The organism is Methylobacterium sp. GC_Met_2, from assembly GCF_026540795.1.
Taxonomy (GTDB): Bacteria; Pseudomonadota; Alphaproteobacteria; order Rhizobiales; family Beijerinckiaceae; genus Methylobacterium.
Genome location: NZ_JALNUM010000002.1, coordinates 1 through 21,119 on the forward strand (window position 1 = coordinate 1; position 21,119 = coordinate 21,119).

A 21,119-nucleotide genomic window follows, 5' to 3' on the forward strand; every position below is an offset into this window, starting at 1 on the left:
GGCCCCGGAGGGCGTCCTGTTCAGCGTATAAGGGGATTCCGAAGGGACGAGTCCCTTCGGCAGGGTCCGGGGCGGCGCCCCGGTGATCCTCAGACCGGCCGCTGCAGCTTGCAGCTGTCCAGTGCCGAGAGCGCCTTGGCGCGTGCGGTATCGTTGAAATAGCCGGTCGCCCGATAGGCTTCGATCTCGGAGGCGTCGAGGCTGCGCAGGGTCTGCCGGGCGTAGCAGCCGCAGGGACGCTCCAGGGATGCCTCGGGGGCGCTGGTCAGGCGAGCCTGGACGATCGTGCAGGCGTGGCGCACGCGCCCTTCGAGGTTCGCCTTGGTGGCGGTCTTGAGCGCGGGGTCCGGCTCGTATTGCTGGAACGGGGCCGAGGATCCGCCCGCGAGGGCGGCGGTCGCGCCGAGGGCGATGAGACCGGTCGCGATCAGCAGGGGCAGGCGGCGCATCGTCATGGGGGTCCTAGTCCAGGGCTGAAATTGATCAAGCTCGGCCGTTGGACGCCTCCAGGCTCCCGTCCGTCAATGGCGGGCCGGACACACAGGGCGGCATTCACCGCACCCCGAAGCGCGCGGGGGAACGATGGCGGCCCGGTGTGCCCGGCCCGCCACCGCCTTCAGGATCAGCCGACGATGTCGGAATCCTGGAAGAACTGCGCGATCTCGAGCTTGGCGTTCTCGGCGCTGTCCGAACCGTGGACGGTGTTCTCACCGACCGATTCCGCGAACTTCTTGCGGATCGTGCCATCGGCGGCCTGGGCGGGGTTCGTCGCGCCCATGACCTCACGGTACTTCGCCACGGCGTTCTCGCCTTCCAGAACCTGGACCACCACCGGGCCGGAGGTCATGAAGCTGGTGAGCTCACCGAAGAACGGGCGCTCCTTGTGCACCTCGTAGAATGTCTCGGCCTGGGCCTGGCTCATGCGAATGCGGCGCTGGCCGACGATGCGCAGGCCGGCCTCCTCGATCACCGCGTTGACGGCGCCCGTGAGGTTCCGCCGCGTGGCGTCGGGCTTGAGGATCGAGAAGGTGCGCTCGGTGGCCATGATGCGTCCGGTCCGTCTGTGGAAAAGGCGTACGGCGCGTCGGGATGCCGGCCGCGCCGCATGAGCGAAAATTTCGCTTCGGCGCCGGGCTTATAGCGGTGGGTCCGCAGGGTCTCAAGCGGCGCCGGGTGAACTCGACCCGCAAGCGTGGCCGTGGCTCCGCCGCAACACCGCCGAAAATTCGCCTGATTGCGACGGCTCACTCCCGCTCCATCGACTTCGTCCATCCCCCGGGCGTCTGCGACGCCCCCTTCACGGAGACGAACCATGCGCATCGCTCTCAGCGCCGCCCTGCTCCTCACCGGCCTCTCGGCCGCCACCGCAGACACCGGCAAGGATCCCTCCGGCACGTGGCTGACCGGCGATGGCCGAGCCAAGATCCGGATCGACCGGTGCGGCCCGGGCCAGAAGCTGGTCTGCGGCAAGGTCGTGTGGCTCAAGCTGCCGACCACCGAGTCCGGCGCGCCGCGCACCGACCTCAAGAACCCCGATCCGAAGAAGCGCAGCCGCCCGGTCATGGGCCTACAGCTGATCGACGGGTTGAAGCCCGACGAGGAAAAATTCTCCGGCGAGATCTACAATATCGAGGAGGGCAAGATCTACACGGTCAGCCTCGAGCGGGAGAGCGAGGCCGAGCTCAGCGTCTCCGGCTGCATGCTCAAGATCCTGTGCGGCTCCCAGACCTGGACGCGGGTGCCGGACGTCAATCAGCAGGCCGCCAACAAGAACTGACGGCTGAAACGGTTCGTCAGATCGCCGCGAGGCCGCGCTGGACCGCCGGCCTCGCCAGCATGCTCTCCAGCCAGCGCCCCACGTTCGGCAGGGTTTCGATGGCGACACCCTGCTTGAAGTTGAGCTTGGCCCAGGTGAACGTCGCGATGTCGGCGATCGAGTAATCGTCGGCCAGATAGGCCCGACCCTCGAGGCGGCGCTCCAGCACGCCGTACAGGCGCTTCGCCTCGGCGGTGAAGCGTTCGATCGCGTACGGCACCTTCTCGGGCGCGTAGATCTTGAAATGGTGGGTCTGCCCGAGCATCGGCCCGAAGCCCGCGACCTGCCAGAACAGCCATTCGTCCACGAGAACGCGGGCGCGCTCGTCGGTAGGATAGAGCTGACCGGTCTTGCGCCCGAGATACTGCAGGATGGCGCCCGATTCGAACACAGAGATCGGCTCGCCGCCCGGTCCGTCGGGATCGACGATCGCCGGAATCTTATTGTTGGGCGAGAGCGCCAGGAAATCCGGCGCGAACTGCTCGTTCTTGCCGATGTCGACCGGGACGATCCTGTACGGGAGCCCGCACTCCTCCAGCATGATCGGAATCTTCCAGCCGTTCGGCGTGCTCCAGGTATGGACGTCGATCGGCCGCCCGGAAACCGCTGCCATGCTCTGCCTGCTCCTCGACCGTATCGCCGCGGCGCGGCGCCCCCACTGCCGGGTTCGGACAATCCCGGCAATGAAGACGATTTCCCCGTCGCGCTCAAGGGCTCAACGGCAGGAGCGGCTGGCGGTTCAAGATCCGCGCTGTGATGCACTGCCTGTTGGCAGCGTCCGGTTGACCCTTGCCGACCCCACGCGGGCGCGGCGAGATAGGCGACCGGGGCGTCGCCATGGCGCCGTGGGGGACCGAGACGATGATCAACCGATTCGTGACGATCGTGGGGCTTGCCGTGCCGCTGCTCGCCGCCCAGCCGCTGCTGGCGAAGGATGCGCCCGCAAAACCTCCGGCCGCCGCCGAGGCGCCGGCCACCGCACCGGGCACCCCGGCTACCAAGGAGCTGACGCCCGGCCAGACCGCCGCGCGCACCCGCCAGAAGACCTGTGGCTCCGAGTGGCGCGCGCTCACCGACGCGCAGAAGGCCGCGCAGGGTCCGAAGTGGCCCCAATACTGGAGCAAGTGCAACAAGCGCCTGAAGGGCGGCGATAAGACCTAAGGCGCGCGAACTGCGACGCGTCTCATTCGTTCCTAACGCCGGAGCTGCGGACCACCGGGGTACGAATTGTGACGCACGAAGGCCTGCCCCGGTGGATGCCCCGCGCCGTTTCCGTCGAAGCGGAGGCTGGATCGGCGCGCGCCGTTCTGTCGAACCGAAGCCGCGGGGCTGTGCCGGGCCGGTCCCGGCATGGCTGAGTCGTCGGCCACCGGCGTGGGTCCGGTCTCGCCGATCGATCGGGTGATCGGGTTTCTCGACGCCTGGGTGCCCAAGCCCGCGGCCTGGGCCTTCGCCCTGCGCGTCTGGATCGCCATGATGCTGGCGCTGGCGGCGGCCTTTTGGCTGCAGCTCGACAGCGCCTCCTCGGCCGCCACCTGCGTGGCGATCCTGGCCCAGCCGAAGCGCGGGCAGGCCATCTCCAAGGCCGTTTATCGCCTGCTCGGCACGCTGATCGGTGCGGTGGTGTCGATCGTCGTCGTCGCGCTGTTCGGGCAGGACCGGGTCCTGCTGTTCACCAGCGTCACGGTCTGGCTCGGCCTGTGCGTGTTCGTGGCGCAGTATCTCCAGGATACCCGCGCCTATGGGGCGATGCTGTCGGGCTACACGGTTGCGATCATTGCGCTGGGACAGATCGACGATCCTCAGGGGGCCTTCGATGCCGCCGTCTCGCGCGTCGCCGTGATCGTCCTCGGTATCGTGGCGATCACCTTCATCAACGATGCCCTCGCCTCCCCGAGCACGTGGCGGACCCTGCTGCCGCAGCTCCGCAAGGCCTGGGACGGGACGCGCGCCTACGCCCGTGAATCCCTGGCGCAAGGCGATCTCGGTGCCGCGCGCACCGCCGCGCTGATCCGGACGATCGCGCCGATGCGGGCCGATGCCAGCGCCATCGCGGGGGAACTCGACGACGGCCCCTTCCGGGCTGCCGGCGCGCGGAGCTGCATCGCCGCGCTGTACGTGATGGCGGCCTCGATCCGGACTGTGGCGGCGGCCAGCGCGAATCTGCGGAACCCGAGCCCAGCGGTCGCCGAGGCGCTGGCGATCTGCCTCCGAGTCGCCGATGCGCCCGATCCCGATAGCCTCGACCGCGACGATGAGCGCCTGCGCGATCTCGTAGATGAGGCCGTCCGGGACGGTCAAAGACCCCTCGACGAGGTGGTAATGCTTCAGCGCGCCCTGGATTTCGTCTGCGCGGCGACCTTCGCGCAGGACGGCATCGGGGCCGTGGCGGACGGCCACCAGCCTCTGCGCGATGCCAGCCTGCCGACCCACCGGGATTTTCCCGTCGCCCTGCGCGGCGCGCTCCGGGTCGCCTTGGGCTTCGCCGCCACCGCCGCAACCTTCGTGGCGCTCGGCCTGCCGCAGGCTTCCTTCGCGCTCGTCCAAGTGGCGGCGACCGCTTCCCTGTCCTCGGTGACGCCGGACCCGAAAAAGTTCGCCACCGGTGTCGTGATCGGGATGATTCTCGCGTCGACCTTCGCGGGCATCGCGCGCTTCGTCTTCCTCACCGGCGTCCAGGGCTTTCCGATGCTTGCCATGGTGATGGCGCCGGTGATCTTCTTCGGCTGCTTCCTGTCACTGAACCCGAAGACCTTCGGCATCGGCTTCATCGTGATCGTGTTCTTCCCGGTCCTGCTTGGACCCGCGAACCCCCAGACCTATGACGCGGAGACCTTTCTGCTGAACGCGTTCCTGGTCGTGGTCGCTGCAACCATCCTGTCGATCGTCGTCCGCCTTCTCATCCCGGTGACGTCGGCGCAGAAGCGGGTCTTCGCGCTCGAATCCGCCCGCCGCGCGCTGGCGAACGCCCTCCTCGGCGAGGGCGGCGATGCCACGACGCGGACCAGCCTGAATGCCGACCGCCTGTTCCAGTTCGCCGCCTACAGCTCGGGGAGCGGCGCCGTGCGGCAGGCGAGCCTCTCGCACGCCTTCGCCGTGGCCCGGCTGGAGGCGGCGGCCGCCCGCGGCCATGCCGAGTTGCGACGGCTCTGGTCGACGACGGCCCTGCGCGACGCGATCCTGCGCGCCCGGGCCGGGCTGGCCACCGCGGACGATCGCGCTTTGGAAGCCTCCGCTGGCGATCTGATCCGCGCGGCCTCGCGGCAGGACCGGCGCGTGCGCCTCACGACGGCGCGGGCCGCCAGCGATCTCCTCACCGCGGCGCGTACCATCGCCCGACACCGCAGGTTCCTTCGGCGCATCGGCGTCGGAGCCGTGTCGCCCCTCAAGCGGACAGGTTGATCGCGCGCGAACATGATTGAAGACATTCACATCGGTGGGGTGCTGATCTCCTCATTCGTCGCCTACGCCCTGGCGGCCTTCGTCATCCTCCTGATTCTGCGCTGGGTCTTCGCCCGCATCCGCTTCAGCCGCTATGTTGCCAATGCCCCGCTCGCCGAGGCCGGCATCTACGTCTGTGTCCTCGCCCTGCTCATCGCGTTGATCTGATGCCCGAAACGACCGCCGACGAGGACGATCCCAAGCCCGCCGCCCGCGCGGGTACGACGGATCACAACGATCTTTTGCCGATTGTTCCGCGCCGGGGCCGGGCCGCCAAGGTCTTCCGCCTGGCCGCCACGGGCGTGATCCTGCTCGTCGCCTTCGTGGCGGCTGCCTATGTCTGGGAATTCTACGTCGCTGCACCCTGGACGCGCGACGGGACGGTGCGGGTGCAGGTCGCCAACATCGCCCCGCAGGTCGCCGGGCAAATCGTGGATGTGCGCGTCCATGACAACCAGAACGTACACAAGGGCGACGTGCTCTACGTGATCGACCCGGTCGATTTCGAGGTCAACGTGACCTCGGCCGATGCCGAGGTGAAGAACCGCGAGGCCGATCTACAGGTCAAGAACGCCCAGTCGGCCCGGCGGCAGGCCCTCACCACGGTTTCGACCTCGGTCGAGGAGAAGCAGCAATTTGCCGGTCAGGCCAAGATCGCCGAGGCCGCCCTGGAGAGCGCGCAGGCGCAGCTCCGGCAGGCCAAGATCAACCTCGAACGCACGCAGGTGAAATCCACCGTCAACGGCCGCGTCACCAACCTGCTGATGCGCGTGGGCGATTATGCCCGGACCGGAACGTCGAACATCAATGTGGTCGACACCGATTCCTACTGGATCGACGGCTACTTCGAAGAGACGAAGATGCCCAACATCCATGTCGGCGACCGGGCCGACGTCAAACTGATGGGCTTCGACCCGCGCCTCACCGGCACGGTGTCCAGCATCACCCTCGGCATCTCGACGGCGAACGCCGCTTCCAGCACGCAGGGCCTGCCGGACGTCAATCCCGTCTATACCTGGGTGCGTCTGGCGCAGCGTGTCCCCGTCCGCATCCGCATCGATCACGTTCCGCCGGAGATTCCCCTAATCGCCGGCATGACCGCGACGGTCGTGGTCAATGGCGGCCGTGCGCCAGCGCCGACGTGGTTCATGGATCTGCGCGAGCGTGTTTCCGCCCTGACGCAGACGCCCACCGTCGAAGCTGACCGACGCTGACGACACGTCGGATGTGACTTGATTTCAGTTCGCTGTGTCGTCTCAGCGGAAGTAAGAATGCGGGGCGTGTCCCTGACCGTTTGAGTGGAGTCGCTGACCGGCAAGCCGCCGGAACGCCTATAGCGTCGAGCCACACGCGATACGAACGCATCCTCCGATCGGGGCACCGGCTTGCCGGTCAGTCCAATTTAAAAGTCGCCGATTAGTTGGGGCACCATTGAAGTTTCTGCGCTGCCGTAAGATCGATCTAAGTGGTTGCGCCGCTTCACGATGCATTGCGGCATGGCGCTGGCGGTCGGGAAAAAGCATTCCATCGGCATATTTGCAGTTGACCGACTGCAATGACGGGCGCAGTCTCACTGTGTGCTTCGCGATTGCAGGCACGGATCGGCCGGAAACCTTGAGGAGATCGGGTTTCGCAACGGTTGCGATTGGCTGAAACTGGAGGAGACAGGGATGACTCCACCGCAGCGGAACGCCGCATAGACGGTTTCGGGACAGGTTCGGCCCGGGCCTAGCGGCACCAGACGAACAGCCGGACGGAAGCGGCTCCAGGGGCGCAGAAGCGGCCGATACGGCACGCCTTCGAATGCGCGAAAAGCCCCAACTCGAGCCGTACCGCCGCGGTTTCTCTAGAGGATCGGAACACCCTCACCTGCCCGGCAGCGCCGCGGCGGGAATTTGTCGTGGCGGAGGACGAGACGGGCTCCCGCCCGGACCATGGCCTGCCGCTCGATTTACGGAGGCCGACGCGCTCCATCGGCGCGACCTGCCCCCTCTCCCGTGCGGGAGAGGGCTGGGGTGAGGGTCGAGAACTCTCAGGGTAGGGCGCGTCATCGATGCGCCGACAGGATGTGCCTCTTTCGGGCAGTTCTCATCCCTCACCCTGTCCCTCTCCCGTGCGGGAGAGGGGACCCGCGCCGCGTTCATCAAAGGCGGTCTTACGCGCGTGCGGCGTTGCCGGCGGTTACGCCGGCTCCACGATCCCACCTGCCCCCTTCTCTTGAGCCGCGCGTGCAGTAGCCGGTGATGAGGTCATGGGTGAGATGGTCGCTCCCTGCGAACCGTTCACGCGATCCCGAGCTTGGCCTTCAGGAGCGCGTTCACCGCGGCCGGATTGGCCTTGCCGCCCGTGGCCTTCATGGTCTGGCCGACGAACCAGCCGAGCAGCGTCGGCTTCTCCTTGGCCTGGGCGACCTTGTCGGGATTGGCCGCGATGATCTGGTCGATCGCCGCCTCGATGGCGCCGGTGTCGGTCACCTGCTTCATCCCGCGGCTCTCAACCAAAGCGCGCGGGTCGCCGCCCTCGGTCCAGACGATCTCGAACAGATCCTTGGCGATCTTGCCCGAGATCACGTCCTCGCCGATCAGGTCGACGATCGCTCCGAGCTGGGCGGCCGAGACCGGGCTCGCCTCGATCGACAGGCCCTCCTTGTTGAGGCGGCCGAACAGCTCGTTGATCACCCAGTTGGCCGCGGCCTTGCCGTCCCGGCCTTTGGCGACCGCCTCGTAATAATCGGCCGAGGCCCGCTCGGCGACCAGCACGCCGGCATCGTAGGGCGAGAGGCCGTAATCCGCGACGAACCGCGCCTTCTTCGCGTCCGGCAGCTCGGGCAACCCCTCCGCCAGGCCGTCGACGAAGGCTTGGTCGAATTCGAGCGGCAGCAGGTCCGGATCGGGGAAGTAGCGGTAATCGTGCGCCTCCTCCTTGGAGCGCATGGAGCGCGTCTCGCCCTTGCCGGGATCGAACAGGCGGGTCTCCTGATCGATCTTGCCGCCATCCTCCAGGATCGCGATCTGGCGGCGCGCCTCGGTCTCGATCGCCTGCCCGATGAAGCGGATCGAGTTGACGTTCTTGATCTCGCAGCGGGTGCCCAAAGGCGCACCGGGAAGGCGCACCGAGACGTTCACGTCGGCGCGGAGCGAGCCCTTCTCCATGTCACCGTCGCAGGTGCCGAGATAGCGCAGGATCGTGCGCAGCTTGGTGACGTAGGCCTTCGCCTCTTCGGACGAGCGCAGGTCCGGCCGGGAGACGATCTCCATCAGCGCCACGCCCGAGCGGTTGAGATCGACGAAGCTGCGGGTCGGGTCCTGATCGTGCAGCGACTTGCCGGCATCCTGCTCCAGGTGCAGGCGCTCGATGCCGACGGTGATCGAGGAGCCGTCGGCCATGTCGACCAGCACTTCGCCCTCGCCGACGATCGGGTCCTTGTACTGCGAGATCTGGTAGCCCTGCGGCAGATCCGGGTAGAAGTAGTTCTTCCGGTCGAACACCGAGCGCAGATTGATCTGGGCCTTGAGGCCGAGACCGGTGCGCACCGCCTGGGCGATGCATTCGGCGTTGATCACCGGCAGCATGCCGGGCATCGCGGCATCGACCAGCGAGACGTGGTCGTTCGGTTCGGCCCCGAACTCGGTGGAGGCGCCGGAGAACAGCTTCGCCCGGCTGGAGACCTGGGCATGAACCTCCATGCCGACGATCACCTCCCAATCGTGGAGGCCGCCCTTGATCAGCTTCTTGGGGTCGACGGGTGCGTTCATGGTCGTCCGGGCCGAGAGAGGTGCGTGGTGGGGGCCTCCCACCCGCGACCTCATCCCGAGGTGGTGCGCAGCAGCCTCGAAGGAGGGCTCCACGGATCGCGCGGCTGGCTGAAGGGCTCCTTCGAGGCCTCCGCTGCGCTCCGGCACCTCAGGATGAGGTCGCGAACGGGGTCAATGTCGTGCGGTTACTTACGGGCGGCGGCGCGAAAAGATCAAGCGCGGCGTCCGAACGCCCGGCGTGCGCCGTAGCCCACCACTGCCCAGAGCAAAGCCGCTACGGCCCGGACCGGGAAGAAGGTCGGCCCGTCATGGGTGACGGGCGCCGGCCATGGGATCCCGGCCGCGCTCACCGCGTAGGAGAACAGCACCGAAAATCCGAGCGCCGCGATCGCCGCGATGAACACCTTGCCGAACTGGCTGGCGGTCCAGCCGAGATAGACCGCCACCACGATCAGCGCCGGATCGAACCCGGCCCAGATCCAGACCGTCCAGGGGTAATACGGGACGGTCATGCCCACCACGGCTCAGGCAATTGGGTCCGCCCGGCCGAATCCTCGATGACCTGAGCCACCGCGAACAGCGTCTCTTCATCGAAGGGCCGCCCGATGAGCTGGAGACCCAGCGGCAGCCCCTGTCCGTCGAGACCCGCCGGCACGGCGATGCCCGGAAGCCCGGCCATGTTTACCGTCACGGTGAACACGTCGTTGAGGTACATCTCCACCGGGTCCGCCGAGGCCTTCTCGCCGATGCCGAAGGCGGCGGACGGTGTCGCGGGGGTGAGGATCGCATCGACGCCGTCGGCGTAAGCCTGCTCGAAGTCGCGCTTGATCAGCGTGCGGATCCTCTGCGCGCGGACGTAATAGGCGTCGTAGTAGCCGGCCGAGAGCACGTAGGTGCCGATCATGATCCGGCGCTTCACCTCGCGGCCGAAGCCGGCGGCGCGGGTGTTCTCGTACATCCCGGCGATGTCCTTGCCGGGGACCCGCAGGCCGTAGCGGACGCCGTCGTAGCGGGCGAGGTTCGAGGAAGCCTCGGCCGGCGCGACGATGTAATAGGCCGGTAGCGCGTAGGAGGTGTGCGGCAGCGAGATCTCTTTGATCGTTGCACCGGCGGCCTTCAGCCACGCCGCGCCCTCGTCCCAGAGCTTCTGGATCTCGGCCGGCATGCCGTCGACCCGGTACTCCTTGGGGATGCCGATGGTCAGGCCCTTCACGCCGCGGGTGACCGCCGCCTCGAAGTCGGGCACCGCGATGTCGGCACAGGTCGTGTCCCGGGCATCCGCGCCGGACATCGAGCCGAGCAGGATCGCGCAGTCGCGCACCGTTCGGGCGATCGGGCCGGCCTGATCCAGCGACGAGGCGAACGCCACCGTGCCCCAGCGCGAGCAACGGCCGTAAGTCGGCTTGATCCCGACCGTGCCGGTGAAGGCCGCGGGCTGGCGGATCGAACCGCCTGTGTCGGTGGCGGTGGCGCCGAGGCAGAGTCGCGCCGCGACCGCGGCGGCCGAGCCGCCCGAGGAGCCGCCGGGCACGATCTGCGCGTCCGAGCCCGTGCGCCGCCAGGGCGAGACGACGTTGTCGTAGGCGCTGGTCTCGTTCGACGAGCCCATGGCGAATTCGTCGAGGTTCAGCTTGCCGAGCATCACGGCGCCGTCGCGCCAGAGATTGGCAGAGACCGCCGATTCGTAATGCGGCTCGAAGGTCTGCAGGATCTTGGAGCCCGCCGTCGTGGTCACGCCGTGGGTGCAGAACAGATCCTTAATGCCGAGCGGTATGCCCTCCAGCGGCCGGCCCTCGCCCGCGGCGAGCTTCTGGTCCGACGCATCGGCCATCGCCAGGGCGCGGTCCGGCGTCTCGAGGAGATAGGCGTTCAGCGCGCGGGCCTTGCCCATGGCGTCGAGATGCGCCTGCGTCAGCTCGCGGGCCGAGAGCCGCTTCGCCTTGAGGGCGTCGCGCGCCTCGGCCAGGGTGAGTTCGTTCGGATTCACGCTGTTCCCGTCCCCGCGCGCCGCGGCGCGCCCATCAGAAATCCGGTCCGCTCGGTTGGCGCCGAGACCAGCCTACTCGACCACCTTCGGGACCAGGAAGTAATTGTCCTCGGTCTCGGGCGCGTTGGCGACCACGTCGGCGGCGCGGCCACCCTCGGTGACCACGTCCTCGCGCTTCTTCATCGCCATCGGCGTCACGGAGGTCATGGGCTCGACGCCGGACACGTCGACGGTCCCGAGCTGCTCCACGAAGGCGAGGATCGCGTTCAGCTCACCCTGCAGCGGCCCGACCTCTTCGTCGGTGACCGCGATGCGCGCCAGATGCGCGATCCGCCGAACCGTCCTCTCGTCGACCGACATGCCGTCCCGTTCGTCCCTGTCCGGGAGCAGCCTCCCGCGATCGGCCGGGCTATAGCATCGGCGTTCGACGCGCCGCAACGCGCGGTGTGGAAAGTCGGGCGTCTGACCGCCTTCAGGATCGGGTGGGCATGCCTGGGGTCAGGTCACCACGTGGTGCGGCGTAACCGACATCTCGATGGTGATTCCGGTCTGCCGAACCGGCTGGACCATGGCTTGGGCAAAGCCCAAGACCAGGATCTCGAAGGCCAGCAGCAGCATCAGGCGATGCCGCCGCGGCATCGCCAGCGGCGAGCCGAGAGGCGCAAAACGGGTGGGCTGGCCAAGTGTCGACACGGCAGGAACCCGCATGATGGTTTAACGAAGTGTTTACCTACCTAATCGTGAACCGCTCCGTGTGCATCCGGGGCGATCTACGGAGAGCGGCAAGCCTGTGGATGAGAGACCGGGATCGATGTGGGAGCGGATCTTCACCAGCCTGTCCCCGGGCTTCACGCCGGGTGAGACGGAGCTCGACCGTGCCGCGGCGGAACTCGGCTTCGCCTTACCGGCCTCCTACCGCAGCTTCTGCCGGACGTGCGGCGTCGGCCTCGGAGGTGACCAGTTCAGGATCGCGGTTCCGGGCCCCTACGAAGCCGTCGATCTGATCACGCAGGCCGGCATCATCGCCCACAGCGTCGGGGCCACCATCGGGATGCTGGAGGACGGGGCCGAATCGCACCGGTTCGACGTCGAGGGCGGCGATCCGGCCATCGTCGAACGGGCCTGTTTCTTCGGCCGGGGCGAGGATGGCGGGCTTCTGTTTTGGGACGTGTCCGGAAGCGGCCCGGAATACGATATCTGGCTGCTCGCCCCCGATCTCGAGACGATCCGGTTCGGCGGGGAGAGCCTGGACGACTTCTTCACGCAAGTCACCGCGCACTCAGCCGCCCTGGTGCTCGGGCCGGGCTTCGAGCCGCTGCCCGCGCGATTCGAGGGCGTTGCTGAGGCCACGCTGGCACGCAGCACACAGGCGGACCCATGAATCACGACGCGATCCGCGCCTTCGCGAGCGCTTCACGCGGCGGGGCGCGGCTGATCGGCATCGATCTCGGCACCAAGACGATTGGTCTCGCGCTGTCCGATCTCGGCCGCCAGATCGCGACGCCGCTGGAGACGATCCGCCGGGTGAAGTTCACGCCGGACGCGCAGCGCCTCGCGGCCCTGTGCCGCCAGCACGCGGTCGGCGGTCTCGTGGTCGGCCTGCCGCTCAACATGGACGGCAGCGAAGGCCCGCGGGTGCAATCGACCCGAGCGTTCGTGCGCAACCTCGCGCCGATCCTGCCCCTGCCCCACGTGTTTTTCGACGAGCGCCTGTCGACCGCGGTGGTGACCCGGGCGCTGATCGAGGCGGACGCCTCCCGGGCCCGGCGCGGCGAACTCGTGGACAAGCTTGCCGCTGCCTACATCCTCCAGGGCTGCCTCGACGTGATGCGCCACCTCGCCGACGTCGACGCCGACGCGGAGGCCGACGCGGACCCGTTCAGCGGCTGAGCAGCGAGACCGCGCCGCTGCCGTGGCGCTCGATCCGCCCGTCGAGTTCCAGCTCCAGCAGGACGGTCTGGACGACCCGGATCCCGATGCCGGCGCTGCGCGCCAGCTCGTCGGTGCCGATGGGGCTCGGTCCGAGCAACGCGACGATGCGGGCTCGGTCGTCGTCCGGCCCGGGCTCCTCGTCCATTTCGTCCGAAACGGCTCTCTCCAGCGGGTTGCCTATGTCCGCAGCGCCAAAATCCTGCGGGATCGACCCGTCGAGGTCGATCTCATCCCAGAAGTCCGGCTGCTCGCGGAGATCCGGCCGGTCCCGCGCCGGGGCGGCGTCCGCATCCGGGCCGCGCTCGATGATCGGTCCGAGCACCTCGAGGACATGCGACGCCTCGGAGACGAGCGCCGCTCCCTGGCGGATCAGATCGTTGGTGCCCTCCGCCCGCGGATCCAGCGGCGAGCCGGGGACCGCAAAGACCTCGCGGTTCTGCTCAAGCGCGTAGCGCGCGGTGATCAGCGAGCCGGAGCGGCGCGCCGCCTCGACCACCACGGTGCCGTACGACAGGCCCGAGATGATGCGGTTGCGCCGCGGAAAGTCGCGCCCGCGCGGAACCCAGCCCATCGGCATCTCGGCGAGCACCGCGCCGCCCTCCCCCAGGATCGCGTCGACCAGGGCGCCGTGATTGGCGGGATAGATCCGGTCCTGACCGCCGGCCATCACCGCGACGGTGCCGGTCGAGAGGCTCGCCTTGTGGGCCCGTGCGTCGATGCCCCGGGCCAGCCCCGAGACCACCGTCAGGCCGGCCTCGCCGAGGCCCCGGGCCAGTCGCTCCGTGAAGGCGAGCCCGGCCGTCGAGGCATTGCGCGAGCCGACCAGCGCTACCGCCGGACGGTTCAGGATCGCGGCGCCCCGGAGCGCGAGGAGCGGCGGCGCCGCGTCGGTTTGCTGGAGGAGACGCGGAAAATCCGCCTCGCCGGTGGCGATCAGCCTGCCGTTAAGGCGGGCCAGCGCCGCGATCTCGTCCTCGGCCTGCGCCCGGGTCGGCGGCTCCAGCCTCTTGCCCTGCCGCCGGCCGAGATCAGAGATCGCCTCAAGGGCGGCGGCCGCCCCGCCGAAGCGGTTGATCAGGGTGCGAAAGGTGCGCGGCCCGACGCCCTCGGTGCGGATCAGGCGCAGCCAATCGAGACGCTGGGCATCGGTGAGCTGCATGCGATCCCCCGAGGACCGCGCATCCCGTCCGTGCGCTCAGCCCTTCTGGCCGATGCGCCCCTCGGTGCCGGAGGCCAGCCGGCGGATGTTGGGCGCGTGCTTCCACCATAGCAGCACGCCCAGCAGCAGGAACAGCACAGCTTGCGCCGGCGCGCCGAGGGCCCACAACGCCAGGGGCGTCGCGGCCGATGCGACGAGCGCCGCAAGCGACGAATACTTCAGCGCGAAGGCGAGACCGAGCCAGATCAACGCGAAGATTCCGAGGGCCGGCAGGGAGAAAGCGAGGAGCACGCCGATGAAGACGGCGACGCCCTTGCCGCCCTTGAAGCCGAGCCAGACGGGGAAACAATGGCCGAGGAACGCCCCAAGACCTGCGGCGAGCGCGGGCCCCTCCCCCAACTGCCCGGCGATCAGGACCGCCGCGGTCCCCTTCAGGGCGTCACCCACCAGGGTCGCGGCCGCCAGCCCCTTTCGGCCGGTGCGCAGGACGTTGGTGGCGCCGATATTGCCCGATCCGATCGACCGCACGTCGCCGAGTCCGGCGAAGCGCGTCAGGATCAGGCCGAACGGGATCGAGCCCAGCGCGTATCCGATGACGAGCCCGCCCAGCGCGGCCCAGGTCGTAAGATCCGGGGGCATCAGGCCGCCGCTGCCAAATCGTCGGCCGCGTGGACGATCGCTCCGCCGACCAGCGTGAGCACCGCAGCACCCTGGAGGCGCGCCTCGTCGAACGGCGAGTTCTTCGAACGCGACTTCAACCGCCGTTTGTCGAGAACATAGGGCAGATCGGGGTCGATCAGCACAAGATCGGCCGGCGCACCAACTGCGAGCCGGCCGGCTTCGCGCCCGAGGATCCGGGCCGGGTTCACCGTCAGCGCGGCGACGAGCTTGGCCAGATCGAGGTCGCCGGTGTGAACGAGGCGCAGGGCCGCACCCAGCAGGGTCTCGATCCCGAGGGCGCCGTCCGCGGCTTCCGCGAAGGGCAGGCGCTTGGTCTCCACGTCCTGCGGGTTGTGATCGGACACGACCACGTCGATCACGCCCTCGCCCAAAGCCTGGACGATCGCGTGCCGGTCGGCCTCGTCGCGCAGCGGCGGCGAGAGTCGGCAAAAGGTGCGGTAATGGCCGATGTCGTTCTCGTTCAGCACGAGGTTATTCACCGACACCCCGCAGGTCACCGGCAAGCCATCCTGCTTGGCCCGGCGGACGATCTCCACCGAATCGGCACAGGAGATCATGGCGGCGTGGTAGCGGGCGCCGGTCAGCCGCACGAGGCGGATGTCGCGCTCCAGCATCACGGTCTCGGCCTCGCGGGGGATGCCCATCAGCCCGAGGCGGGAGGCCAGTTCGCCCTCGTTCATCACGCCTTCGGCGACGAGATCCGCATCCTCGACATGCTGCATCACCAGGGCGTCGAAGTCCCGGGCGTAGGTCAAGGCGCGCCGCATCACCTGGGCGTTGGCGACCGCATGCAGGCCGTCCGTGAACACCACGGCGCCGGCCTCCTTGAGGAGGCCGAACTCGGTCATCTCCCGGCCGGCGAGCCCCTTGGTGATCGCGGCGGCCGGCAGGACGTTGACGCTCGCCGTGTCGCGGGCCCTGCGCAGCACGAAATCGACGATGGCCGGCCCGTCGATCACCGGGTTGGTGTCCGGCATGCAGACCAGGGTGGTCACGCCCCCCGCGGCGGCGGCGGCGCTCGCCGAGGCCAGGGTCTCGCGATGCTCGGCCCCGGGTTCGCCCACGAAGGCGCGCATGTCGATAAGGCCGGGTGTCAGGACTCGGCCGGCGCAGTCGATGCGCTTTGCGCCGTCCGGCGTGCCCGGAGCTGCGCCGCCGACGATGTCGGCAATCCGGCCGTCCCGCACCAGGACCGCACCGGGGGTCTTCCGTCCCGTCGCCGGGTCGAGGAGGTTGGCGTTCGCCAGAAGGTAGCTGCTCACAGGGGCGTCCTCGCGGATGAGGCCGGACCATCGAGACGCATGGCAAGGCCGGCCGCCGCCATATGGGCCTTGGCCTCGGCGACGCTCGCCTGTCCGAAATGGAAGATGGAGGCCGCCAGCACCGCGCTCGCCCCGCCCTCGGCCACGCCGGCCACGAGATCGTCGAGGCCGCCGACGCCGCCGGAGGCGATGACCGGCACAGAGACCGCGTCGCTGATCGCCCGTGTGAGGGCGAGATCGTAGCCGGAGCGTGTCCCGTCCTTGTCCATGGAGGTGACCAGCAATTCACCCGCGCCCTTCCCGGCGACCAATCGGGCGAAGGCGACGGCATCGATCCCCGTCGGATCGCGGCCGCCATGGGTGAAGATTTCCCAGGACGCGGGCGCCCCGGGCGGCGAGACGCGCTTGGCGTCGATCGCCACCACGATGCACTGGGCGCCGAACTTCTCCGCCGCGCGGGCGACGAGGTCCGGATCCTTCACGGCCGCGGTGTTGATCGCGACCTTGTCGGCCCCGGCGAGCAGGAGCGCGCGAACATCCTCGACGGTGCGCACCCCGCCACCCACGGTCAGCGGCATGAAGCAGGCCTCTGCGGTTCGGCTGACGATGTCGAGCAGCGTGCCCCGGGCTTCGCGGCTCGCGGTGATATCGAGGAAGCACAGCTCGTCGGCGCCGGCCGCGTCGTAGACCTTGGCGGCCTCGACCGGGTCGCCGGCATCGCGCAGGCCCTCAAAGCGCACGCCCTTCACGACGCGCCCGTCCTTCACATCGAGGCAGGGGATGATGCGGGTCTTGAGCAAAAGGGGCTCGTCCGTTCGCTTCAGGATTCGGGATCGATCGCGAAGGGGCGATCCGTGATGTCCTGATAGGTGTAAGGGCAGGTCTCTGGGAAGCTCCCGACCGCGAGCCCCATCTCCTGCGCCGCCGCGAGGCGCGCGAGGCGATAAGCCTTGCCGATTGCTTCGACGAGGCGGCTCTTCAACCCAGGGCTATCGTCTAACTCGTCCGCGATATGGATGCGATGCGTCGCAACCGAGATCAACCAGCTTCGTGTCCGTTTGGAAGGCTGATGATCGACCTTCAGCATATGCAGCAGCACCACGCGCAAGGCGCTCACCAAGCTGGCGAACTGGCTCCTGCCCAAGCTCTCGATCTCCTCGGCAAGATTTTCGCGGTCGAACTCTGAGACATCCCCGGCTCGCAAACGCGCGCCCTGCTCCTGGGTCCAGGTGTAGAAATCGTCCGCGTAGGCCGTTCCGGCCGGCGCGGGCCAGGTCTTCAATGCAGTCATCGAAGCCTCCGGTATCGGCGCCCTCGCTGTGCTTCCTCTATCACGAAGCCGGACCGCGCGCCGCAGCGATCGCCGCCAGCGCCGCTTGCGGATCGATCCGCCCGTCATAGAGCGCCCGCCCCGTGATGGCGCCGGCGATCAGCGCGCAATCCGGCTGGAGAAGGCGATGCACGTCGTCGATCGACGCGAGGCCGCCGGAGGCGATCACCGGGATGCGCACGGCCTGCGCCAGCGCCAGGGTCATCTCGACGTTGAGGCCCTTCAGGATCCCGTCCCGGGCGATGTCCGTGTAGATGAGCGCCGCGACGCCCGCGTCTTCGAAGCGGCGGCCGAGTTCTTCGGCGGTCATGCTGGAGGTCTGTGCCCAGCCCTCGACGGCGACGCGCCCGTCCTTGGCATCAATGCCGACCGCGATCTTCCCCGGATGTTGGCGGGCGGCCTCACGGACGAATTCAGGATCGCGCACCGCCGCGGTGCCGATGATCACCCGCGACACGCCCTTGGCGAGCCAGCCCTCCAGAGTCTTCATCTCGCGGATGCCGCCGCCGAGCTGCACCGGGATGGTGACGCGTTCCAGAATCGCGTCCACCGCCGCCGCGTTGCGCGGAGCGCCCGCGAATGCCCCGTCGAGATCGACCACGTGGAGCCAGGGAAAGCCCTGCCCTTCGAAGATCGCGGCCTGCGCAGCTGGATCGTCGCCGAACACCTTGGCCTGGGCCATGTCGCCCTGGATGAGGCGGACGCAGCGTCCCTCTTTGAGGTCGATCGCCGGGTAGAGGATCACGGGTACATCTATCCTTGTTGCCGGGGCGGAGCCGCCGTCAGGGCCGCCAGTTCAAGAAATTCGCGATGAGCGCGAGGCCCAGCCGCTGGCTCTTCTCGGGGTGGAATTGCGTGCCGGCGACGTTGTTGCGGGCGACGAAGGCGGTGATCGGTCCGCCATAATCCGCGCGGGCAACCACGTCGTCGGGACTTTCGGGTGACAGCGCATAGCTGTGCACGAAATAGGCGTGCAGGCCGTCCTCGCCGGTGGGAATGCCGGCAAGCAGCGCGTGCTCGCGGGCCGGCTGCAGGGTGTTCCAGCCCATGTGGGGGACCTTCAACGCCGGATCCGACGGCCTGATCGGGCCAACATCGCCGGGGATCCAGCCGAGACCCGGCGTCGTGGTGTATTCCAGCCCGCGGGTCGCCAGGAGCTGCATCCCGACGCAGATGCCGAGGAACGGCCGCGCGTCCCGGTGAGCCACCTGAGTCATCGCTTCGACCATGCCGGGCACGGCGTCGAGCCCGCGGCGGCAATCGGCGTAAGCGCCCACGCCGGGCAGGACGACGCGATCGGCTGTGGCTACCACCTCCGGGTCCGCCGTCAGGCGGATCCGTGCATCGCGCCCGGACTCACGGGCGGCACGCTCGAACGCCTTGGCGGCGGAATGGAGGTTGCCCGATCCGTAATCGATGATCGCGACGGTCTCGGTACTCATGCGCGTGTCGTCCGCCGTATCACCGGGCGCCCTCTTGAGCAGGGAACAGGCCGATCACGGGCTCGCCCCGGCGGCTCGGGCCGCTTGGGAAGGGGGCGCGCGCCACCGCCGGGCTTGCGCCCAGCCACCGATTGAGCGCGCGCGCTTCGGCGTCTTCGGACGTGGCGGCGATCAGGGCATCGCGCGCCGGCCAGCCCCGCCGGGCGAGGGTCCAGCGGCGCAGGCTCGACGCTTCGAGCCCGACCAGCCATCCGGCGAGCAGCGTGACGATCAGGCCGCCGCCGGTCGGCAGCCCGAGCAGGATCCCCCCGCCGGCGAGCGCGATCAGGCCGATCAGCACGATCAGCGCCGCGATCCACAGCCGGTGGTAGAGGAACCACAGCACCGTGAACGCAAAGGCGGACCACGAGAAGCCGTCCGGCACCAGAACGGCCCGATCGAGGCCAATCGATTCGCCCGGGCGCGCATCGGGGGGCAGGTGGAGCGTGTAGCTGCGCATCCGCATCGCGGGACTCCGACAACGGCGCTCTCGAACCGCCATCGAGGCGGCCGGGAAGCGCGACGACAAGATGCTCTACAGGGAGCCCTTCGTGGAGGGAACGCGCCCCTCCTCCCGCGGATCGATCGCCACCGCCTTCCGCAAGGCTCGAGCCAGCCCCTTGAAGCAACTCTCCGCGATGTGGTGGGCGTTGTCGCCGTACAGCGTCTCAACGTGAAGGGTCAGGCCGGCATTCATCGCGAAGGCCTGGAACCATTCGCGCACCAGTTCGGTGTCGAACTGCCCAATCTTCTCGACCTTGAAGGCGGTGCGGAACACCAGGAACGGGCGACCCGAAATGTCGACGCAAACGCGGGTCAGCGCCTCGTCCATGGGCAGGTGGATGTCGGCATAGCGCGTCACCCCACGCTTGTCCCCGAGCGCCTTCGAGAAGGCCTGACCGAGCGCGATGCCGCAATCCTCGGCGGAATGGTGCTGATCGATGTGCAGGTCGCCGTCCACCTTCACGTCGAGGTCGAACAGGGCGTGCCGCGCCAGCAGATCGAGCATGTGGTCGAGGAAGCCGATCCCGGTGGCGATCGTCGATCGGCCGGTCCCATCGAGGGCGACGGTGACCGCGATGTCGGTCTCCGCGGTCTTCCGGGTGATGGTGGCGCTACGCATTTGTCTTCGGATTTCGCGTCCAGGGCGGCCGTTGCCGCCCGCGCCTTCTAGAGGGAGTCCTGCTGAAATGGAAAGGGCCGCTGCCTATCCATTCAGCACCCGCCCTGCGACGGCGTCGAGTTTGGCGAGCAGCGCGGGGTCGCGGACGGCCGGCGCCGTCATGATCGCCCCGTCCAGTGCCCGGTGCGAGCCCGCCGGACAGGGCTCGCGTTTGGCCGGGAAATCGCGCGCCAGCCGGGCGACGAGCCGCGCTGCCTTATCGGCGTTGGCGCGCGCCACCGCCACCACGGCGGCCACGTCCACGGCGTCGTGGCCGGGGTGCCAGCAATCGAAATCGGTCACCATGGCGATCGTCGCGTAGGTGATCTCGGCCTCGCGGGCGAGCTTGGCTTCGGGCATGTTGGTCATGCCGATCACGTCGAAGCCCTGCGCCTTGTAGGCCCGGGATTCGGCGAGCGAGGAGAATTGCGGCCCGTCCATGCAGACGTAGGTACCGCCGCGATGGACGGCGATCTCCTCTGTTTTGGCGGCTGACGCAATGCGTGACTGGAGGCTGGGCCCGACCGGATGGGCCAGCGAGACGTGGGCGACGCAGCCGTCGCCGAAGAACGAGCTGGCACGGCCATGGGTGCGGTCGACGAACTGATCGACCAGCACGAACAGGCCCGGCGGCAGCTCCTCGCGGAACGAGCCGCAGGCGGAAAGCGAGACGAGATCGGTGACCCCGGCGCGCTTCATCGCGTCGATGTTGGCGCGGTAGTTGATCCCGGCGGGCGAGAAGCGATGTCCGCGGCCATGGCGGGCCAGGAACACGATCTTGGTGTCGCCGATCCGCCCAATGCGCAGCGCGTCCGAAGGCTCGCCCCAGGGGGAGGCCACACGTTCCTCCCGGACATCTTCGAGCCCAGGCAGGTCGTAGACGCCGGAGCCGCCCATAACCCCGAGTACCGCTGCCGTCATGCCTAAATCCCTGTCATGGCGCGGCGCATCGACGAACCGCTCGTCTCAACCACCACCTCATTCTGAGGCGCCGGAGCGGACAGGCGTCGTCGAAAGGCCGGTCATCGCGGTGGCCGAGCGGTAGCATGGAGCCCCGGCCCAAAAAAGATGGGCCCCCACAAGGGAGGCCCACCGGTATCATCGATCAGGTGC

25 protein-coding genes are annotated in these 21,119 nt (G+C 68.6%); 7 read left to right on the top strand and 18 right to left on the bottom strand.

Annotated elements, in window-relative coordinates:
- Positions 1-89 precede the first annotated feature (89 nt).
- Both OXS49_RS00915 and ndk read right to left on the bottom strand, forming a co-directional pair.
- The gene (locus tag OXS49_RS00915) at positions 90-455 is read right to left on the bottom strand and encodes a hypothetical protein (RefSeq protein ID WP_243926590.1); all 366 of its coding nucleotides are present in this window, start codon (positions 453-455) and stop codon (positions 90-92) included.
- A gap of 167 nt (positions 456-622) precedes the next feature.
- Positions 623-1,045, bottom strand: a complete 423-nt coding sequence (ndk, locus tag OXS49_RS00920; protein ID WP_244000021.1) for a nucleoside-diphosphate kinase — start codon at positions 1,043-1,045, stop codon at positions 623-625.
- Positions 1,046-1,312: 267 nt separating this feature from the next.
- Here ndk and OXS49_RS00925 point away from each other — a divergent pair, with 267 nt between their 5' ends.
- Positions 1,313-1,777, top strand: a complete 465-nt coding sequence (locus OXS49_RS00925) for a DUF2147 domain-containing protein (RefSeq protein WP_244000023.1) — start codon at positions 1,313-1,315, stop codon at positions 1,775-1,777.
- A 16-nt stretch (positions 1,778-1,793) separates the two neighbouring features.
- Here the strand turns inward: OXS49_RS00925 and OXS49_RS00930 are convergent, their stop codons facing one another.
- Complete coding sequence (locus tag OXS49_RS00930) at positions 1,794-2,429, bottom strand: glutathione S-transferase N-terminal domain-containing protein (RefSeq protein WP_244000025.1); 636 nt, start codon at positions 2,427-2,429, stop codon at positions 1,794-1,796.
- A 248-nt stretch (positions 2,430-2,677) separates the two neighbouring features.
- Here OXS49_RS00930 and OXS49_RS00935 point away from each other — a divergent pair, with 248 nt between their 5' ends.
- From OXS49_RS00935 to OXS49_RS00950, 4 genes are all read left to right on the top strand, one after another.
- Complete coding sequence (locus OXS49_RS00935) at positions 2,678-2,977, top strand: hypothetical protein (RefSeq protein ID WP_267420927.1); 300 nt, start codon at positions 2,678-2,680, stop codon at positions 2,975-2,977.
- A 189-nt stretch (positions 2,978-3,166) separates the two neighbouring features.
- On the top strand, positions 3,167-5,218 hold the full coding sequence (locus OXS49_RS00940; RefSeq protein ID WP_267420928.1) for an FUSC family protein: 2,052 nt from the start codon (positions 3,167-3,169) through the stop codon (positions 5,216-5,218).
- Positions 5,219-5,230: 12 nt separating this feature from the next.
- A complete protein-coding gene (locus OXS49_RS00945; RefSeq protein WP_244000031.1) occupies positions 5,231-5,425 on the top strand; it encodes a DUF1656 domain-containing protein in 195 nt (64 codons plus the stop codon).
- The gene (locus tag OXS49_RS00950; RefSeq protein WP_267420929.1) at positions 5,425-6,471 is read left to right on the top strand and encodes an HlyD family secretion protein; all 1,047 of its coding nucleotides are present in this window, start codon (positions 5,425-5,427) and stop codon (positions 6,469-6,471) included. Before OXS49_RS00945 ends, OXS49_RS00950 begins: the two co-directional genes overlap by 1 nt.
- A gap of 1,068 nt (positions 6,472-7,539) precedes the next feature.
- On the opposite strand, the gene gatB is transcribed toward OXS49_RS00950, so the two are convergent.
- The 5 genes from gatB to OXS49_RS00975 form a co-directional block, all read right to left on the bottom strand.
- A complete protein-coding gene (gene gatB / locus OXS49_RS00955; protein ID WP_267420931.1) occupies positions 7,540-9,012 on the bottom strand; it encodes an Asp-tRNA(Asn)/Glu-tRNA(Gln) amidotransferase subunit GatB in 1,473 nt (490 codons plus the stop codon).
- Positions 9,013-9,224: 212 nt separating this feature from the next.
- Positions 9,225-9,524 carry a hypothetical protein gene (locus tag OXS49_RS00960; RefSeq protein ID WP_244000296.1) on the bottom strand — a complete coding sequence of 100 codons (300 nt, stop codon included), beginning with the start codon at positions 9,522-9,524 and terminating at the stop codon, positions 9,225-9,227.
- The gene (gene gatA / locus OXS49_RS00965; protein ID WP_267420933.1) at positions 9,521-10,999 is read right to left on the bottom strand and encodes an Asp-tRNA(Asn)/Glu-tRNA(Gln) amidotransferase subunit GatA; all 1,479 of its coding nucleotides are present in this window, start codon (positions 10,997-10,999) and stop codon (positions 9,521-9,523) included. The genes OXS49_RS00960 and gatA overlap by 4 nt, the downstream gene beginning before the upstream one ends.
- A gap of 72 nt (positions 11,000-11,071) precedes the next feature.
- Positions 11,072-11,359 (bottom strand): Asp-tRNA(Asn)/Glu-tRNA(Gln) amidotransferase subunit GatC, encoded by a 288-nt coding sequence (gene gatC / locus OXS49_RS00970; protein ID WP_244000040.1) that lies wholly within the window; start codon positions 11,357-11,359, stop codon positions 11,072-11,074.
- A 138-nt stretch (positions 11,360-11,497) separates the two neighbouring features.
- The gene (locus OXS49_RS00975) at positions 11,498-11,707 is read right to left on the bottom strand and encodes a hypothetical protein (RefSeq protein WP_267420936.1); all 210 of its coding nucleotides are present in this window, start codon (positions 11,705-11,707) and stop codon (positions 11,498-11,500) included.
- 82 nt (positions 11,708-11,789) lie between these two features.
- Between OXS49_RS00975 and OXS49_RS00980 the strand changes: the two genes are divergently transcribed.
- Positions 11,790-12,380, top strand: coding sequence for an SMI1/KNR4 family protein (locus tag OXS49_RS00980; protein WP_346016920.1), 591 nt, complete (start codon positions 11,790-11,792; stop codon positions 12,378-12,380).
- Positions 12,377-12,889, top strand: a complete 513-nt coding sequence (ruvX, locus tag OXS49_RS00985; protein WP_244000045.1) for a Holliday junction resolvase RuvX — start codon at positions 12,377-12,379, stop codon at positions 12,887-12,889. Before OXS49_RS00980 ends, ruvX begins: the two co-directional genes overlap by 4 nt.
- On the opposite strand, the gene dprA is transcribed toward ruvX, so the two are convergent.
- The 10 genes from dprA to OXS49_RS01035 form a co-directional block, all read right to left on the bottom strand.
- On the bottom strand, positions 12,879-14,090 hold the full coding sequence (gene dprA / locus OXS49_RS00990; protein WP_267420939.1) for a DNA-processing protein DprA: 1,212 nt from the start codon (positions 14,088-14,090) through the stop codon (positions 12,879-12,881). The genes ruvX and dprA overlap by 11 nt on opposite strands.
- A 36-nt stretch (positions 14,091-14,126) precedes the next feature.
- Positions 14,127-14,729: a glycerol-3-phosphate 1-O-acyltransferase PlsY gene (plsY, locus tag OXS49_RS00995; protein ID WP_244000049.1), complete on the bottom strand. Its 603-nt coding sequence runs from the start codon at positions 14,727-14,729 to the stop codon at positions 14,127-14,129.
- Positions 14,729-16,033 carry a dihydroorotase gene (locus OXS49_RS01000; protein WP_267420943.1) on the bottom strand — a complete coding sequence of 435 codons (1,305 nt, stop codon included), beginning with the start codon at positions 16,031-16,033 and terminating at the stop codon, positions 14,729-14,731. Before OXS49_RS01000 ends, plsY begins: the two co-directional genes overlap by 1 nt.
- Positions 16,030-16,833, bottom strand: a complete 804-nt coding sequence (gene hisF, locus OXS49_RS01005) for an imidazole glycerol phosphate synthase subunit HisF (RefSeq protein ID WP_267420945.1) — start codon at positions 16,831-16,833, stop codon at positions 16,030-16,032. Before hisF ends, OXS49_RS01000 begins: the two co-directional genes overlap by 4 nt.
- Positions 16,834-16,853: 20 nt before the next feature.
- Complete coding sequence (locus tag OXS49_RS01010; RefSeq protein WP_244000055.1) at positions 16,854-17,324, bottom strand: DUF29 domain-containing protein; 471 nt, start codon at positions 17,322-17,324, stop codon at positions 16,854-16,856.
- A gap of 40 nt (positions 17,325-17,364) precedes the next feature.
- Positions 17,365-18,108 carry a 1-(5-phosphoribosyl)-5-[(5-phosphoribosylamino)methylideneamino]imidazole-4-carboxamide isomerase gene (gene hisA / locus OXS49_RS01015; RefSeq protein WP_244000057.1) on the bottom strand — a complete coding sequence of 248 codons (744 nt, stop codon included), beginning with the start codon at positions 18,106-18,108 and terminating at the stop codon, positions 17,365-17,367.
- 37 nt (positions 18,109-18,145) lie between these two features.
- Positions 18,146-18,805: an imidazole glycerol phosphate synthase subunit HisH gene (gene hisH, locus OXS49_RS01020; protein ID WP_244000059.1), complete on the bottom strand. Its 660-nt coding sequence runs from the start codon at positions 18,803-18,805 to the stop codon at positions 18,146-18,148.
- A 19-nt stretch (positions 18,806-18,824) separates the two neighbouring features.
- A complete protein-coding gene (locus tag OXS49_RS01025) occupies positions 18,825-19,310 on the bottom strand; it encodes a DUF2628 domain-containing protein (RefSeq protein ID WP_267420952.1) in 486 nt (161 codons plus the stop codon).
- Positions 19,311-19,379: 69 nt separating this feature from the next.
- Positions 19,380-19,967, bottom strand: coding sequence for an imidazoleglycerol-phosphate dehydratase HisB (hisB, locus tag OXS49_RS01030; protein WP_244000063.1), 588 nt, complete (start codon positions 19,965-19,967; stop codon positions 19,380-19,382).
- 84 nt (positions 19,968-20,051) lie between these two features.
- A complete protein-coding gene (locus OXS49_RS01035; protein WP_267420956.1) occupies positions 20,052-20,927 on the bottom strand; it encodes an S-methyl-5'-thioadenosine phosphorylase in 876 nt (291 codons plus the stop codon).
- Positions 20,928-21,119 lie beyond the last annotated feature (192 nt).